This window comes from Bifidobacterium anseris, assembly GCF_002860345.1.
GTDB lineage: Bacteria > Actinomycetota > Actinomycetes > Actinomycetales > Bifidobacteriaceae > Bifidobacterium > Bifidobacterium anseris.
On record NZ_NMYC01000001.1, the window covers coordinates 130,241 to 144,696 of the forward strand.

Here is a 14,456-nt window from a genome sequence, read left to right on the forward strand (position 1 = left end):
CGCAGTGAGGGAAAACGACGGAAGCGACAGCACGGGGAGAACACGGCACAGTGAGGGAAGGCACGGCACGGTGAGGGATAAGACATCAACGAATAAGACATCAATGGATACGACGGCGGCGGACGAAACGGTGGAACCGACGCCGCCGTGGAAGATCATCACGGTGATGACGGTCATCAGCGCGCTCACGGTGGCCGCGTACTGGCTGTGGCCGAAGCCGCTCGACACGTCGCACACGCAGCTCGAGATCTCCGCATCATCGAAATTCACACGCGCGCAGCTCGACGATCTTGTGCAGGCCGTGTACCGCGAGAACGTGAGCATGAAGAGCTGCAGCGTCGACAAAGTCAAGTACGACGAGAAACAAAGCGAAGAGATCGTCGACATGGAAATCGCAGACTACGACGAAGGACACGGCTCGGCGTTGGGCCGCGCCGCGCGCCAACACGGTCGCGACGGCGCGGCGGTCGTGTTCGTCGACATGACCTGCCGCGAACACGTGGACGACGAAGACCATATGGAGGAGTTCATGCTGCTGCCGCAGGCCGACGGCACACAGGCATGGGAACTGCAGGACCGCGGCAACGGCTGAGCGGACGGCGCGCGGCGTGCGCTCGCGCAGGACGGTCGGGCGCGGGCATAGAATGGACGGTTGTATCACAGCTGATGGAGCACAGCTGACGCAAGCAGCGGGAAGGTCGGAACGCATGGCAGACAAGAGCAGTATCCGGGACGTCGAACGTGACATCATGAGTCGTCCGAGCGAGAGGAACACGACGAACCTCGACCTCAAGCGAATGAAGATGATCCTCGACCTGCTCGGCAATCCGCAGGACTCATTCCGCGTTATCCACATCACCGGCACGAACGGTAAAGGGTCGACGGCGCGCATGGCGGAGGCGATCTGCCGCGCGTACGGCATGCGCACAGGCCTGTACACGTCGCCGCACCTCGAACACGTCAACGAACGCATCGCGATCGACGGGCAGCGCCTGTCCGACGACGACTTCGTCGAACTCTGGGACGAAGTCAGGGACTTCGTCGCGCTCGTCGACAAGAAAATGGACGAGGAAGGCTCGCCACGCATGAGCTTCTTCGAGGTGCTCACGACGATGGCGATCTGGAAGTTCGCGGACGCGCCGGTCGACGTCGCGATCGTCGAAGTCGGCATGGGCGGACGGTGGGACGCGACGAACGTGCTCGACGCGGACGCCGCAGTCATCGGGCCGATCGACATGGACCACATGGCATGGCTCGGCAGCACCGTCGAAGAAATCGCCGATGAAAAGGTCGGCATCATCAAGCCGGGCTGCACGGCGATCATCGGCGAACAGCCGCATGCGGACCAGGTCATGCCGATCATCAGGGAAGCGGTCATGGAGAACCATGCGACGCTCATCCGCGATGGCTACGAGGCGGAAGTCGTCGCGCGCATGCCGGCCGTCGGCGGACAGGTCGTCACGCTGCGCACGCCGAACGGCACCTATGCCGACGTGCCGCTCGACAAATTCGGCGAACATCAGGCGCACAACGCGCTCGCGGCACTGTGCGCGGCCGAGGTCGTCATCCCGGTCACCGGCGCGCTCGACGGCGATCTCGTCGCCGAGGCGCTCAGCTCGGTGAAGATTCCGGGACGCATCGAACAAGTGAGGAACTCGCCGACGATCATCATCGACGGCGGCCACAACGTCAACGCCGCCGAAGCGCTACGCGCGGCGATCGAGGAAAACTACGACTTCACGCAGCTCGTCGCCGTCGTCGCGATGATGGAGGATAAGCAGGTCGAGGAGTATCTCGGTGTGCTCGAGCCGATTGTCAGCGAGATCATCGTCACCGAGAACTCGTGGAAGGACCGCGTGATGCCGGCTGACAAGCTCGCCGAGATCGCGCGCGGCGTGTTCGGACCGGAACGCGTCACCTGCATCCCGTCGCTGCCCGATGCGATTCAGGAAGCGGTCAACCGTGTGGACGCCGACGATGAGCTCGGCGTCGGCTACGGGCACGGCGTGCTCATCTGCGGCAGCTTCGTCACTGCGGGCGACGCGCGCATGCTGCTCAAGGAATCGATCCACCCGGATTTGCGCAAGCCGAAGGAGGAACGCGTCCATCAGGTCGCGGTGACGCCGCAGGGCCGGGATGAGGCTGCCGGTGTTGCGGGTGCGGGTGTTGAGATGGACGCCGCTGAGCGCGAGTACGAATCCGATGCGGACACCGACTTCGACGTCTTCGACATGAACAGCATCCTCGGCGTTGACGATGAGGCTGATGAGGGCGGCGAGGAGGCCGACGGCAGCGCCGACGACGGGTCTGCTACCGCCGACTGAGCGCCCGCTGCAGCAGTATGTGGCTGAGTCCAAGCACCGACTGCCGGCGGAGAGGAGATGCAACAGAGGGCGGCGACCGGGGAGTCACCGCCCTCTGTTGCATGGCAGATGAGTCGCCAAGTAAGGGAGAGCCTACTTGGCGGATTGCGGATTGAGCTTTTCGGCCGTAGTCGCCGGCTTTGCGGCGGCGTCAGTGGCCGCCTTCTGCGGCGTCTGCGTCTCCGCCGTCTGCCGCGGCTGCTGCGGCTGCTTCTGCTCCGCCGCCTTCGACGTCTGCGCCGCCTTCTGCGCGGATTCGCGCTGCTGCTCTTTTTCCGCGTTGCCGTGCACCTTCGGCTTCAGCGCGCGGCGTACATCCTGGAGGAGGCGCAGCGACTTGTAGAAGGTCTTCTTGATCGGCACGTCGCGGCCGGCGGCGATCGTCGTCGTCTCCTCGGCGAACTTCGTCTTGAACGCGTTGAGGGACTTGAGCGACGGCGCGAAATCGTTGCCGATACCCATCAGGTCGAGTCTCTCGTAACCCATGCGCCCGAGTTCGCAGGCGACCGTGTACAGCAGCTTGTCCGGCACATGATCGCGCTTGACGGACGTGAGCATCGACGCATAGTAATACACGCCGGTCTTGCCCTGCAATGTGACGATTGTCCAGGCGACGACCTTGCCGTCGATGCGTGCGCCGAACACGCGGCAATGCTCGGGGCCGAGCGCCTTGATCATGTCCGTATAGTCGCTCATCGGCGCCGGCGTGAAGCCGTCGCGCCGTGCCGTCTCCACCATGACCGCGTAGTAGTCGGTGAAGTCCTTCGTCGCGATCTCGGTTTCGTCGGCGCACACCGCTGGCGATTCGCGCAGCGCCTTGCGCACGTCGCGCCTGCCGCGCTTCTTCATGCGCGCGAGGAGCTCCTCGTCGCCGCCGGTGATGTCGAGCACGACCGTCTCGTTGTACGGGACCGTCGAAAGCACCGGGTAGGTGCCCTTGTCCGTCCATGTGTCGATGCGCAGGAACGCGACGTGCTTGTCATGCGTCCTGACGAAGTCGACGAGTTCGGCGATGACCTGCTGTTCGAGCCGCTCGTCGGGCTTGCTTTTCCAGACCGGCCCGTGCATCGAGCGCAGATAGTGGTAGCCGTGCGTTTGCATGTCGATCAGTGAGACGACGGCGACGACGTCGTTGCCGTCGCGGATGATCAGGCATCCCCACGGCGTGCGTCCCTCGACGCCGGCTTGGAAATCCGCCCATACCGACGTCTGCTCGATCGGCAGTTCGATGCCGTTGGCGTCGGCCTCGCGTTCCATCGTCTGAGGGCTGACGCGTTCGATCGTGATCATGATGTCCTTTCGTTCCTTGGCGTCCCTATTCTATGCGTTCGCGCGATTCCATGCGTTTGTGCGATTCCATGCGTTCGTGATTGCACTGCGTCCGTGATTGCGACGCGCCCCGCGCGATGCTGTGCGTCCGGCGCGTTCAGCTGAACAGACGCCTGATAATCGCCGAGTCGCCCTCGTACGGCACATGCTTGTTGTGCATCTTGATCCAGCGTTCGTCGCCCTTGCCGATGAGCAGCAGCACGTCGAAGCCGTCGTGGTCGCGCGCTTCGGCGACGATGTCCTCGACGGCGGTGGGACGGTCGATGATGATCGACGCGTCGACGTCTGGATTCGTCACATCGCCGAGCATCTCCTCGGCGATCGCCATCGGATCCTCCTCGTTCGTGTCCTCGGTCGTGAAGACGAAACGCTGCACGCGGTCCTGCGCGGCTTCGACGATCTCGCGGCGGCGGTCGAGCGCCTTGTCTCCCGCCGACCCGGTCAGCAGCGTGATGCGCGGATGGCGCGCGCCGTATTTGCGTGTCACGAAGTCGAGCAGCGCGTTGACGGATGCGTAGTTGTGCGCGTAGTCGACGATGGCGACCGTGTTCGAATGCGGATCGGTCGATTCCTCCATCCTTCCCGAGATGCGCACGTGCGCCATCGACGCGAGCGCACGCGGATCGTGGATGTCGATGCCGACGATCTGCGCGAGCGCGAGCGCCGCGCAGGCGTTCGCGTAATTGAAGTCGCCTTCGATGGCGAGGCTCAGTTCGCCGAGTGGCTGGCCTTCGGTGAACGCGAAGGTCGTGTGCGTGTCGTCGACCGGCTGCGCGGTGACGTCGGCGACGGCCTCGTCGATTGAGAAGGTCGTGACGGGCACGTGCGCGATCGTCGCGTCCTCGGCGACGAGGTCGGTGTAGTCGCCGGGCACGCCGAGCACGAGCGCGCGCGTGTTGCGTACGATCTGGCGTTTGCAGTACAGGTAGTCCTCGAAGGAGGGGTGTTCGATCGGGCTGATGTGGTCGGGGGAGATGTTGAGGAACGCGGCGGCGTCGAAGGTCAGGCCGTAGACGCGGTTGACTTTGTACGCCTGCGAGGAGACCTCCATGACGAGGTAGCGCATGCCGTTGTCGACCGCTTCGCGCATCATGCGCGCCGCGTCGAGCGATTCGGGCGTCGTCAGGTCGGATTCGACGTAGTGCACGCCGTCTACGCAGTTGTCGACCGACGAGAACAGCGCGCACTTGTTGCCGCTCATCGCGTTGATGATCGCGTGCGTGAAGTACGAGGTCGTCGTCTTGCCTTTCGTGCCGGTGACGCCGATGAGCTTGAGCTCGCGTTCCGGATAGTCGTAGAAGGCCTGGGAGAGCAGGCTGAGCGCCTTCGTCGCGTCGTCGACGATGAGGCCGGGCGCGTGGGTGACGTCGCTGTAGTCGTGTTCGGCGACGTATGCGGCCATGCCGGCCTCGTCGCCGCCGGCGAGGTATTCGGCTTTGAAGTTGCCTTTGCAGCACATGAGTGTGCGCGGCTTGATCTGCTTGGAGTCGTAGGTGATGTGCGCGAAGGGGACGTCGGAGTCGGGGATCGTGGACGCGAAATCGGTCCAGCGGTCCGGTGTGATGATCTCCCGCAGCAGATCGTGCTCGCTCAGCAGTGCGGCTGCGGATTGCAATGTCAACGTCATGGCTCGTGCGCTCCTTGAGGTACCTGGTGATGTCGTCCATGCATTCTACCGCGCGGGTTGCATCGACTCGTCGGCGCACGTGGCCGGGCACGTAACGCCGTGGGCTTGAGCGGAGGGACTTGCGTACAATGGGAGGCGTGAGCGAACAAGAGACGAAAGCCGAGACGATGGAGGCCAAGCGCGCGCGCTTCGAGAAGCTCGCGATGCCCGCCGTCAACGCGCTCTACCGTCAGGCGATGAAATTCACCAACAATCCGGAGGATGCGCAGGATCTCGTCCAGGACACCTTCGAACGCGGCTTCAAGGCCTTCGACTCGTTCAAGCCGGGATCGAACTTCGAGGCGTGGATGACGACGATCGAGCGCAACGCCTTCTTCAACCAGTACGCGAAGGCGAAGCGCCGTCCGCAGCGGGCGAACGATTCGACCGGCGAATACGACGACTGGGACATCTACGCCGCCTCCGAACATGCCTCGCAGGGTCTGCGCTCGGCGGAGCAGGAGTATCTCGAGGCCTTCGCGCCCGAGGAGATCATGGCGGCGCTCAACAAGCTGCCCGAGGAACGTCGGCAAGTGTTCATCGATGCGGCGATCGACGGCAAGTCGTATCAGCAGGTCGCCGACGAGCAGGGCATCAAGATCGGCACCGTCATGAGCCGCCTCAACCGTGCGCGCACGCAGCTGCGCAAGGAGCTCGCCGAATACGCGGCGGCGCGCGGCTACGGCAAGGTCTCGGATGGCGCGAAGCCGACGCGTCGGCGCGGCCGCAAACCGGCCGCGGACGTCGTCGCCGTCGTCAGCGGAAATAAAAGGGCGTCGAAGGCCGTTGAATCTGATAGCGACCACGAACTCGTGGACGATATGACGACGAAGGGCGGTGCGCGATGAACGCGGATGAACGGCCCGGACAGGAACGACTGGGAAACGACGAGATGAACGAAGCGAACAAGGAAGCGGTCGGCGGCGATTGCTTCGATCCGGACACCTGCTGCGATCGCTATGAGCAGATGATGATTCGCGCGATGCGTGCGGTGCTGCGTCCCGAGGAGGCTCCCGAATGCCTCTACGAGAAGCTCAGGATGACGCTGGACGCGTGCTGCGGTCACGCGCATGTGACGCATACGGTCGTCACGCACGCCGTCGTGCACCATCCGGGCGCCGACGGGCAGTGAGACGGCGCTCGAATACGGAAAAAGCCCCTTGGGAACCAAGATTCCCAAGGGGCTTTCGCGTTGTTCAGGCCGAAGTCGGTGAATCAGGCATTTGGCCTTTTGCCGTGGTTCGCAGCCTTTTTACGACGAGCCTTACGCTTACGTCCGCGCATTCCCATGATGGACTCCTTTGGATAGAACAATCAATGCTAGCCTTGATTAGCCTACAGGATTATCGCATGGCGTGCCGACGTGGCGCACTGTTCAGTCGCGCATGCCGATGGACATGCGCGTCGCGCTCACTTGCGCCGGCTCGATGCGGATCAGGTCGATGCCGGTGTTGAACGCGTTCGCGTACGCCGTCTGCGGCTCGACGGCGACGCCGGCGGGGCGGATCTCGGCGGGGAAGCCGGTGCCGGTGCAGATCTGGAACGATGTGATTGTCTCGTCGCCGCTGATTGCGACGCGGCTGCCGTCCGGCCTCGTCAGCGTCGCCGTCGCGATGCCGGCCGCGTCGTGGTGGACGTCGGTGAGCGCGTCGTCGTACGGCTGTTCGTCGAGCGCGCGCGGCACGCGGAAGTCGAATTTCGTGCCGTCGACCGATTCAGTGCCCACGGGGATGAGTCGTTCGTTGACCTGCACATGGGTGTCGGCGTCCACTTCGAGCGTGCATTGCGCGTTGTGCGCGTCGATCTCGTCGCCGTAGCCGTCGAAGCCGTTGGCGATCCACGGGTGGATCGCCAACGCCCACGGCGCCGCGTGCCTCGAGCGGTTGTGCGCGCGCACGAGGATGTGCAGACCGTCGTCGTCGAGCGTGTAGGTCGCGGTGACGAACAGGTCGAAGGGGTAGTAGGCGACCGGCGGCATGCGCCATGACAGCGTCGCCTCGCATTCGGTGAGCCGTTCGAGACGCCAGTACTGGTCCTTCGCGAAGCCGTGGATCGCGTTGTCACGGTCGGGTTCGTTGATCGGCAGCTGATAGTCGACGCCGTCGAAGGTGTAGCGGCCGGAGGCGATGCGGTTGGGGAAGGGGATGAGCAGCTGCCCCTGGCAGCACGCGGCGATGTCGTCCGCGCCGAGCGGGACGGTCACGTGCACGCCATCGCAGGTCAGGACGCGCAGCGTCGCGCCGAGTTCGGCGATGACGGCGCGGTAGCGGCCGTGCTCGATCGTGTACTGGTCGCCGGTGCGCGGCGGCAGATCGGAGGTTGGGGACAAAGACGTCGTCAGGGACATGGCATGCTCCATTGGTTGCCAGGTGCGCGGCGGATCCGTGTCCGCCTGCACTCCGGAGGTGGTTAGTTCATCGAGTTATCATAGTCGCCGCCGCCTATGAGTGTGCATATCTGTGGTCGGGGCGCCCATGGTCGGCGTGCATATCGTTTGCTATCGTGGAAAGCCGGTCGCAACAGGGAGGGCGAACATGGCACGACGTATCATTCTGGCGAATCCGCGCGGATTCTGCGCGGGGGTGGACCGCGCGATTCAGACGGTCGACACAATCCTCAAGGCCTCGCACGGGCCGCGTCCCGACGGGCTGCCGCCAGTCTACGTGCGTCGGCAGATCGTGCACAACCGGCATGTCGTCGAACAGCTCGCCGCGCGCGGCGCCGTGTTCGTCGAGGAGCTCGACGAGATCCCAGACGAGGCCGCGGCCGCCGGCATCCCGGTCGTCTTTTCGGCGCACGGCGTATCGCCGGCCGTGCAGCGTGAGGCGGACCGGCGCGCGCTCGCCGTCGTCGATGCGACGTGCCCGCTCGTGGGCAAGGTGCACCGCGAGGTGCTGCGCTTCGTGCGTGAAGGATACGAGATCGTCTATATCGGGCACGACGGCCACGACGAGGCCGTCGGCGTCGTCGGCGAGTCACCGGAGCATGTCCATCTGATCGAGCACGCCGCCGACGTCGACAAGCTTGAGTTCACGCCGGACACGAAGCTCGTGCTGCTCACGCAGACAACGCTCAGCGTCGACGAGACGGCGGACGTCATAGCCGCGCTGCAGCGGCGCTTCCCGTGGATCGAACTGCCGCCGAGCTCGGACATCTGCTATGCGACGTCGAATCGGCAGGAGGCCGTCAAGCTCGTTGCGCAGCAGGCGGACTGCATGGTCGTCGTCGGTTCGGCGAACTCGTCGAACTCGGTGCGGCTGATGGAGGTCGCGAACGAGGCGCTCGGCGCGCGCGGTGAAGCGCATCGCGTCGACGACGCCGCCGAAATGGATCCGGCATGGTTCGATGGCGTCGACACGGTCGGCGTCTCCTCGGGCGCGTCCGTCCCCGACGAACTCGTCGCCGGTGTCGTCGAACGGCTGCGCGGGCTTGGCTTCAGCGAAGTCGACACCGTCGAAACGATCCGCGAGAACATGCACTTCGTGCTGCCGAAGGAGCTGCGCGCGCAGCGGTGAGCGGACGTCTGCGCCGCGTGCGCACGTTGTAGCTTGCGGTGGCACGGTCAGCTCAGTCGGACGGTCAGCTCGGTCGAATGATCAGCTCAGTACGATTTGTTCGTCGTGCCGATTGGCGCGACGGTCGCGCCGAGCACGGCGACGAGGTCGTGCGGGTCGACGCCGAGGCTCAGGCCGCGTTTGCCGCCGGAGACGAGGATGACGTCGAAGTCCATCGCCGAGGCGTCGAGCACGGTCTTGTGCCGCGTCTTCTGCCCGAGTGGGGAGATGCCGCCGACGACGTAGCCGCTTTCGCGCATCGCGACCTTGGGGTCGGCCATCTCCGCCTTCTTCGCGTCGACGGCGTGCGCGAGCTCCTTGAGGCTCATATGCCCGTTGACCGGCACGACGCCGATGACGCGTTCGTCGCCGGTGTCCGCCATCAGCGTCTTGAACACCTGCCGTTCGTCGTAGCCGAGCTTCCTGGCGGCCTCCAACCCGTAGCCGTCGGTGTCGTTGTTGCTGTGTTCATATTCGTGTACCGTGAACGCGATTCCCGCCTGTTCCAGTTGCGCGATCGCCGGCGTCGCGGCCGCCTTCTGCTTCTTTTTGCCCATGCGCACCAGTATAGGAGCGGCGTCGATGCCGATGCGCGTGGCGAAATGCGCGGGTTGACTGCGCTGTCGTCGCCAGCGAAACTCTCGACGTCCATACAAACAGAGGTGGCCCCATCCTTTCGGTTGGGGCCACCTCGATGAGTCATGCGACGTCATTCAACAGAATCATTCATCAGTTGATGGGTCGCGGATGAGCGGGCCGCCGCGGCGACGCCGCCCGTCGCTCACTCGGAGATCTCGGCGAAGTACTCGAGCGTGCGCACCATGTTCGACGTGAAGCCGTACTCGTTGTCGTAGAAGGCAACGGTGCGGGCCATCGTCACGCCGTCGACGGTGTTGACGTCGGTCTGCGTCGGATCGAAGACGCCACCGTGGGTGTCGCCGACGATGTCGCCGGAGACGATCTCGTCATCGTTGTAGCCGTAGTAGGCGCAATCCTCGAACGCGTCCTTGAACGCGGCGTTGATCTCGTCGACGGTCGCGTCCTTGCCGAGGACGGTGAACAGCTCGGTGATCGAGCCATCCGGGACCTGCACGCGCTGGGCGTGGCCCTGCAGCTTGCCGTTGACCTCCGGGACGACCTTGCCGATCGCCTTCGCGGCGCCGGTCGAATGCGGGATCGTGTTGATCGCGGCGGCGCGCAGTGCACGGCCGCTCTTGTTGCCGCGCGGGCCGTCGAGGATCATCTGGGTGCCGGTGTAGGCGTGGATCGTCGTCATGAAGCCGGCCTTGATGCCCCACTTGTCGTTGAGCAGCTTGACCATCGCGGCCATCGAGTTGGTCGTGCAGGAGCCTGCGGAGACGATGTTGTCGTCCTTCTTGAGGATGTCGTGGTTGACGCCGAAGACGACGGTCGGGGTGGTCTCGTCCTTCGCCGGGGCGGAGATGAGGACCTTCTTGGCGCCGGCGTCCAGGTGGGCCTGGGACTTCTCGGCGGAGGTGTAGAAGCCGGTGCACTCGAGCACGAACTCGACGCCGTCGTTGGCGACCCACTTGAGGTCGCGCGCGTCGCGCTCAGCGTAGACCGGGTATTCCTTGCCATCGACGACGATGGCGGTGTCGGTGGCCTTGACGTCGACCGGGGTGCCGTCGACGTGCTTGAAGACGCCGTGGGTGCTGTCGTACTTGAGCAGGTAGGCGAGAGCAGCCGGCGAGGTCAGATCGTTGATCGCGGTGACCTCGATGTCGGCGGCTTCGCCGCCCTTCTCCTGCAGCTCGAAGATGCGGCGGAACGCGAGGCGGCCGATGCGGCCGAAGCCGTTGATACCAATCTTAACTGTCATGTAGTTTCTCCCTTGGGGAACAGCCGGCGGCCAATGAACGCCCGCCGGCGTGGTTAACCAACGTGCCCCATTCTAGTGGCGTTGCTTGACCAAGGCGGCCGCCCTGCGCGTCGAAAACCGTTGGAATTGGTTGCGAACGGTTGCATTGAACGGTCCTCAGCCCACGCCGTCGGCAATCATGCGCTGTGAGCGCAACTATCCGCGATCCGCGAGCGCCGCGCTCACATGGGTGGAAGGCGCGCCAAGCGTCTCGGCCGCCGCAGGCGCACCTACGAGCGTGGGCAACGGTGCGGCGGCGTCGAACACGACGGTCAGCAGTCCCTTGCGCACACGCACCTCGGCGACGAGCCCGTCCACGAATTCGTTGCTCAGGCCGTTGACCTGCAGGTTCGTCATCGTCGCGTCATGCAGTTCGTACGCGAGCCCGCGCTCGTCGACGCCGCGCGCCTCGTCGCTGTGCGCGAACACGGAGATGTACTGCGTGCCGTGCACGGGGTGCGCGGGGAACGTGAGCGCCGCGTCGCATATGGCGGTCACGATCTGCCCGGCACCGTGCAGGAACGCGATGCCGCCGTGCGCGGCGATGAACGCGAGCTGTTGAATGTTGGAGATCGTGTGGTCGACGCGCCCGCCCAATCCGCCGTAGATGTGGAACGCGCGGCCGCCGTGCGCCCATCCGATCTTCAGCGCGCTCAGCAGGTCGGGGTCGTCCTTCTGCGGCGGCAGCGCCACGGTCTCGGCGCCGATCGCGCTGCGCGCGCTGTGGACCGAGTCGAGGTCGCCGACCACGGCGTCCACCTGCACGCCGAGCTCGCGCGCGTGGTCGTAGCCGCCGTCCGCGGCGACGACGAATGTGCCGGGTGGCACGTCAATCGGCTCGCGGTAGTACTCGCCGGCCGCGAATACCACGCAGGTGGGCAGGGGTGTGCGCGCCGTCCGTACCGGTGCCATGGCCGCTCCTTGGGTTGTGTGTTGGCTTGCGCAGTGCATGTTGCGTACTGTATAAGCCACCGTACCGTATGTATATGTACTTGCCGCGCCGCGCAATGAACGCGCGCCGGGCGCGCAGTGGGAGGAGTCGCAGGGAAGTGAGCGGTGCCGAGGGCGTGAAGCGGCCGATCCTCGCGTCGAAGGTGTTTCTGTATGTCACCGAGTTCGTCTCGGGCATGGCCGTCATGGCGGCCGAACTCGGCGCCCAGCGCCTGCTCGCGCCGTATTTCTCGAGTTCGCAGATCGTGTGGACGATCATCATCGGCACGATCATGATAGCGCTCGCGTTGGGCGCGGTGTTCGGCGGCAGGTGGGCGGACCGCGACCCCGACCCGGACCGCATGTACATGCGCGTGCTCGTGGCGGCCGTGTGGATCGCGCTGATCCCGCTTGTGGGCAAATATATTGTGATGCTCGTCTCCGGCGCGCTCATCGTGACCGTGTCCACGAACTTCCTGACGATCGCCGCGTTCGTCTGCTGCATGGTCATCTTCGTGCCGCCGCTGTTCCTGCTGGGTACGGTGACGCCGGCGCTCAACAAATTCGCGACCGATTCGCTCGAAGACAACGCGTCGGTCGTGGGGCGGCTATCCGCCTGCAACACGGTCGGTTCGATCCTCGGCACATTCCTACCCACCTTCGTCACCATCCCGGCCGTCGGCACGTTCGTCACATTCCTCGTGTTCTCCGGGCTGCTGCTGGCGCTGCCCGTCACCTACTTCCTGTCCGCACAGGTGCACCGCGTGGCGTGCGCGGTCAGTGTGGTCGTGTTCGCGGCGTCCGCGGTGTGCTCGCCGCTCACCGGCTTCGCGTTCTGGATGGACAAGCGCACGCTCGCGTATGAGGGTGAATCGATGTACAACTACCTGCAGGTGCAGGATATGCCCGACCGTACGATCCTCTCCACGAACGTGCTCTTCGGTGTGCAGTCGGTGACGATGAAGAGCAACGAACCCACCGGCATGTATTACGACGTCGCGCTCGCCGCGCCCGCGATCGCCGAGCATGCCGACTCCGCGCTGATCCTGGGCATGGGCACTGGCACATATGCGCGCGCCTTGCGCAAGTATTCGCCGGGGACGACGGTGACGGGCGTCGAGATCGACAGCAAGATCACCCAGCTGGCGAACACGTATTTCGACGAGCCGGCTGACATCGGCGTGGCCATCTACGACGGGCGCGCATGGCTTGCGGCGAGCCACGAGCGGTTCGACGTGATCATGGTCGACGCGTATCAGGACATCACAATCCCGTTCCAGATGAGCTCGAAGGAGTTCTTCGCGCTCGTGCATGAGCATCTCAACGACGGCGGCGTCATGGTCGTCAACATGAACATGATCAGCGACGGCGAAGGGTCGATCAACGAGGCGCTCACCGACACGATCGCGAGCGTGTTCGGCGAGTCGAACCTCGTGACGGCGGATGTGCCGCATACCACGAACCGCGAGCTGTTCGCGCTCAAGCGCGGCTCGGCGTCGTCGCCGTCCATCCGCCAGCGGATCGCGGCGATGCGCGCGGGGAACACGGCCCTCGACCGCGCGGTCGATCAGGTCGATCCGGTGTTCGAACCGGTGCATGTGGGGCGGCGGCCAGTGGTGCTCACCGACGACAAAGCGCCCGTGGAAGTGCTCGGCATGCGCGCGATCGACGGCATCATCGCCGAACAGGCAGGCCCATACCGGCAGATCCTGCGCGACGAGGGTATCGGGGGACTGCTGCGCGAAGTGCGCTGACACGCGGATGGCTGTTGTCGGGGGCTGTGCTATACTCAACAAGGCTTGAGAAATCAAGAAAGCGGGAAACCCACCTGGAAGTCCATCATGACTTCGGGTCATAGGCACGGCCTGCGCTGCATGCATTGCGGCAGGGGCGTTGCACGCGACCGACGGACGGCATGTCCGCACGGCGTCGCGCGGCAGGAACAAATGGTCGATTTTCGGCGATGTTCCATGATGCCTGTGAATCGGAGATGATGACGGCGCGGATGGGCGACCGCTGCAGGAAACCATAGGATTGGAGTCATCATTAGCGACGAACCACGCATTAACGACGAGATTCGCGTCTCACAGGTGCGCCTTATCGGACCGAACGGCGAGCAGGTGGGAGTCATCGCGACTTCCGTCGCACTGAGCCTGGCGAAGGAAGCGAACCTCGATCTCGTCGAGGTGGCACCCAACGCGAAGCCTCCGGTTGCCAAGCTGATCGACTACGGCAAGTTCAAGTACAACGAGAAGATCAAGCAGCGCGAAGCGCGCCGCAACCAGAGCACCGCGGAAATCAAGGAGATCCGTTTCCGCCTCAAGATCGACGAGCACGACTTTGAGGTCAAGAAGGGCCATGTCGAGCGCTTCCTCAACGGCGGCGACAAGGTCAAGGTCACGATCATGCTGCGCGGACGCGAACAATCGCGCCCCATCGGCGGCGTCGAGCTGCTGCAGCGCCTTGCCGACGAGGTCGCGGAATCGGGAACGATCGAATCCGCGCCGAAGCAGGAGGGCCGCAACATCATCATGACCCTCGCCCCGAAGGGCAAGAAGGTGCACACGCAGTCCGAGCAGCGCCGTCGCGGTGCGGAATCCCGCGCCGAACGTCAGGCGCGTCAGGCCGCACGCCTCGCCGCCAAGCAGGAGGCCAAGGCCCAGGAGGCGAAGGAAGCACAAGCCGTCGTCGCCGAAGCAACCGAGACTTCAGCAACGAAGTAACAACAAGGAGGG

12 protein-coding genes and 2 pseudogenes are annotated in these 14,456 nt (G+C 64.6%); 7 read left to right on the forward strand and 7 right to left on the reverse strand.

Translation table 11 applies throughout. From position 1 onward, the window contains the following. Positions 1-103 precede the first annotated feature (103 nt). Together CGZ88_RS00555 and CGZ88_RS00560 are read left to right on the forward strand one after the other, a co-directional pair. A complete protein-coding gene (locus tag CGZ88_RS00555; RefSeq protein ID WP_101670854.1) occupies positions 104-592 on the forward strand; it encodes a hypothetical protein in 489 nt (162 codons plus the stop codon). Positions 593-707: 115 nt separating this feature from the next. Beyond that, on the forward strand, positions 708-2,324 hold the full coding sequence (locus CGZ88_RS00560) for a bifunctional folylpolyglutamate synthase/dihydrofolate synthase (protein WP_051198602.1): 1,617 nt from the start codon (positions 708-710) through the stop codon (positions 2,322-2,324). 336 nt (positions 2,325-2,660) lie between these two features. Here CGZ88_RS00560 and CGZ88_RS00565 read toward each other — a convergent pair. Both CGZ88_RS00565 and CGZ88_RS00570 read right to left on the reverse strand, forming a co-directional pair. Continuing rightward, positions 2,661-3,653: pseudogene (locus CGZ88_RS00565) on the reverse strand (lipid II:glycine glycyltransferase FemX); the annotation flags it as partial. Positions 3,654-3,789: 136 nt separating this feature from the next. Next, positions 3,790-5,319, reverse strand: a complete 1,530-nt coding sequence (locus tag CGZ88_RS00570) for a UDP-N-acetylmuramoyl-L-alanyl-D-glutamate--2,6-diaminopimelate ligase (RefSeq protein ID WP_101670855.1) — start codon at positions 5,317-5,319, stop codon at positions 3,790-3,792. Between the two features lie 167 nt (positions 5,320-5,486). Between CGZ88_RS00570 and CGZ88_RS00575 the strand changes: the two genes are divergently transcribed. Both CGZ88_RS00575 and CGZ88_RS00580 read left to right on the forward strand, forming a co-directional pair. Next, positions 5,487-6,206 (forward strand): sigma-70 family RNA polymerase sigma factor, encoded by a 720-nt coding sequence (locus tag CGZ88_RS00575; RefSeq protein ID WP_081664094.1) that lies wholly within the window; start codon positions 5,487-5,489, stop codon positions 6,204-6,206. A 74-nt stretch (positions 6,207-6,280) separates the two neighbouring features. After that, positions 6,281-6,490: pseudogene (locus CGZ88_RS00580) on the forward strand (hypothetical protein); the annotation flags it as partial. An 83-nt stretch (positions 6,491-6,573) separates the two neighbouring features. Here CGZ88_RS00580 and CGZ88_RS09215 read toward each other — a convergent pair. Further along, positions 6,574-6,648 (reverse strand): 50S ribosomal protein bL37, encoded by a 75-nt coding sequence (locus CGZ88_RS09215; RefSeq protein WP_369803150.1) that lies wholly within the window; start codon positions 6,646-6,648, stop codon positions 6,574-6,576. 85 nt (positions 6,649-6,733) lie between these two features. Then, complete coding sequence (locus CGZ88_RS00585; RefSeq protein WP_026645151.1) at positions 6,734-7,705, reverse strand: aldose 1-epimerase family protein; 972 nt, start codon at positions 7,703-7,705, stop codon at positions 6,734-6,736. 187 nt (positions 7,706-7,892) lie between these two features. Between CGZ88_RS00585 and CGZ88_RS00590 the strand changes: the two genes are divergently transcribed. Beyond that, positions 7,893-8,873, forward strand: a complete 981-nt coding sequence (locus CGZ88_RS00590; protein ID WP_026645150.1) for a 4-hydroxy-3-methylbut-2-enyl diphosphate reductase — start codon at positions 7,893-7,895, stop codon at positions 8,871-8,873. An 86-nt stretch (positions 8,874-8,959) separates the two neighbouring features. Here the strand turns inward: CGZ88_RS00590 and ybaK are convergent, their stop codons facing one another. The 3 genes from ybaK to CGZ88_RS00605 all read right to left on the reverse strand — a co-directional run bounded on the left by ybaK (position 8,960) and on the right by CGZ88_RS00605 (position 11,703). Further along, positions 8,960-9,469: a Cys-tRNA(Pro) deacylase gene (gene ybaK, locus CGZ88_RS00595; RefSeq protein WP_026645149.1), complete on the reverse strand. Its 510-nt coding sequence runs from the start codon at positions 9,467-9,469 to the stop codon at positions 8,960-8,962. A gap of 224 nt (positions 9,470-9,693) precedes the next feature. Then, positions 9,694-10,752, reverse strand: a complete 1,059-nt coding sequence (gap, locus tag CGZ88_RS00600) for a type I glyceraldehyde-3-phosphate dehydrogenase (RefSeq protein WP_026645148.1) — start codon at positions 10,750-10,752, stop codon at positions 9,694-9,696. A gap of 195 nt (positions 10,753-10,947) precedes the next feature. Continuing rightward, positions 10,948-11,703: a thiamine diphosphokinase gene (locus tag CGZ88_RS00605; protein WP_243390017.1), complete on the reverse strand. Its 756-nt coding sequence runs from the start codon at positions 11,701-11,703 to the stop codon at positions 10,948-10,950. 137 nt (positions 11,704-11,840) lie between these two features. Here CGZ88_RS00605 and CGZ88_RS00610 point away from each other — a divergent pair, with 137 nt between their 5' ends. Both CGZ88_RS00610 and infC read left to right on the forward strand, forming a co-directional pair. Beyond that, positions 11,841-13,475 carry a spermidine synthase gene (locus CGZ88_RS00610; protein WP_243390018.1) on the forward strand — a complete coding sequence of 545 codons (1,635 nt, stop codon included), beginning with the start codon at positions 11,841-11,843 and terminating at the stop codon, positions 13,473-13,475. Positions 13,476-13,754: 279 nt separating this feature from the next. Continuing rightward, positions 13,755-14,444, forward strand: coding sequence for a translation initiation factor IF-3 (gene infC / locus CGZ88_RS00615; protein ID WP_101670857.1), 690 nt, complete (start codon positions 13,755-13,757; stop codon positions 14,442-14,444). The last annotated feature ends 12 nt before the right edge of the window (positions 14,445-14,456 follow it).

Coding starts and splice junctions, on each gene's coding strand:
- CGZ88_RS00555 (WP_101670854.1), top strand. CDS start 104: ATGGATACGACGGCGGCGGACGAAACGGTGGAACCGACGCCGCCGTGG.
- CGZ88_RS00560 (WP_051198602.1), top strand. CDS start 708: ATGGCAGACAAGAGCAGTATCCGGGACGTCGAACGTGACATCATGAGT.
- CGZ88_RS00570 (WP_101670855.1), bottom strand. CDS start 5,319: ATGACGTTGACATTGCAATCCGCAGCCGCACTGCTGAGCGAGCACGAT.
- CGZ88_RS00575 (WP_081664094.1), top strand. CDS start 5,487: ATGGAGGCCAAGCGCGCGCGCTTCGAGAAGCTCGCGATGCCCGCCGTC.
- CGZ88_RS00585 (WP_026645151.1), bottom strand. CDS start 7,705: ATGTCCCTGACGACGTCTTTGTCCCCAACCTCCGATCTGCCGCCGCGC.
- CGZ88_RS00590 (WP_026645150.1), top strand. CDS start 7,893: ATGGCACGACGTATCATTCTGGCGAATCCGCGCGGATTCTGCGCGGGG.
- ybaK (WP_026645149.1), bottom strand. CDS start 9,469: ATGGGCAAAAAGAAGCAGAAGGCGGCCGCGACGCCGGCGATCGCGCAA.
- gap (WP_026645148.1), bottom strand. CDS start 10,752: ATGACAGTTAAGATTGGTATCAACGGCTTCGGCCGCATCGGCCGCCTC.
- CGZ88_RS00605 (WP_243390017.1), bottom strand. CDS start 11,703: ATGGCACCGGTACGGACGGCGCGCACACCCCTGCCCACCTGCGTGGTA.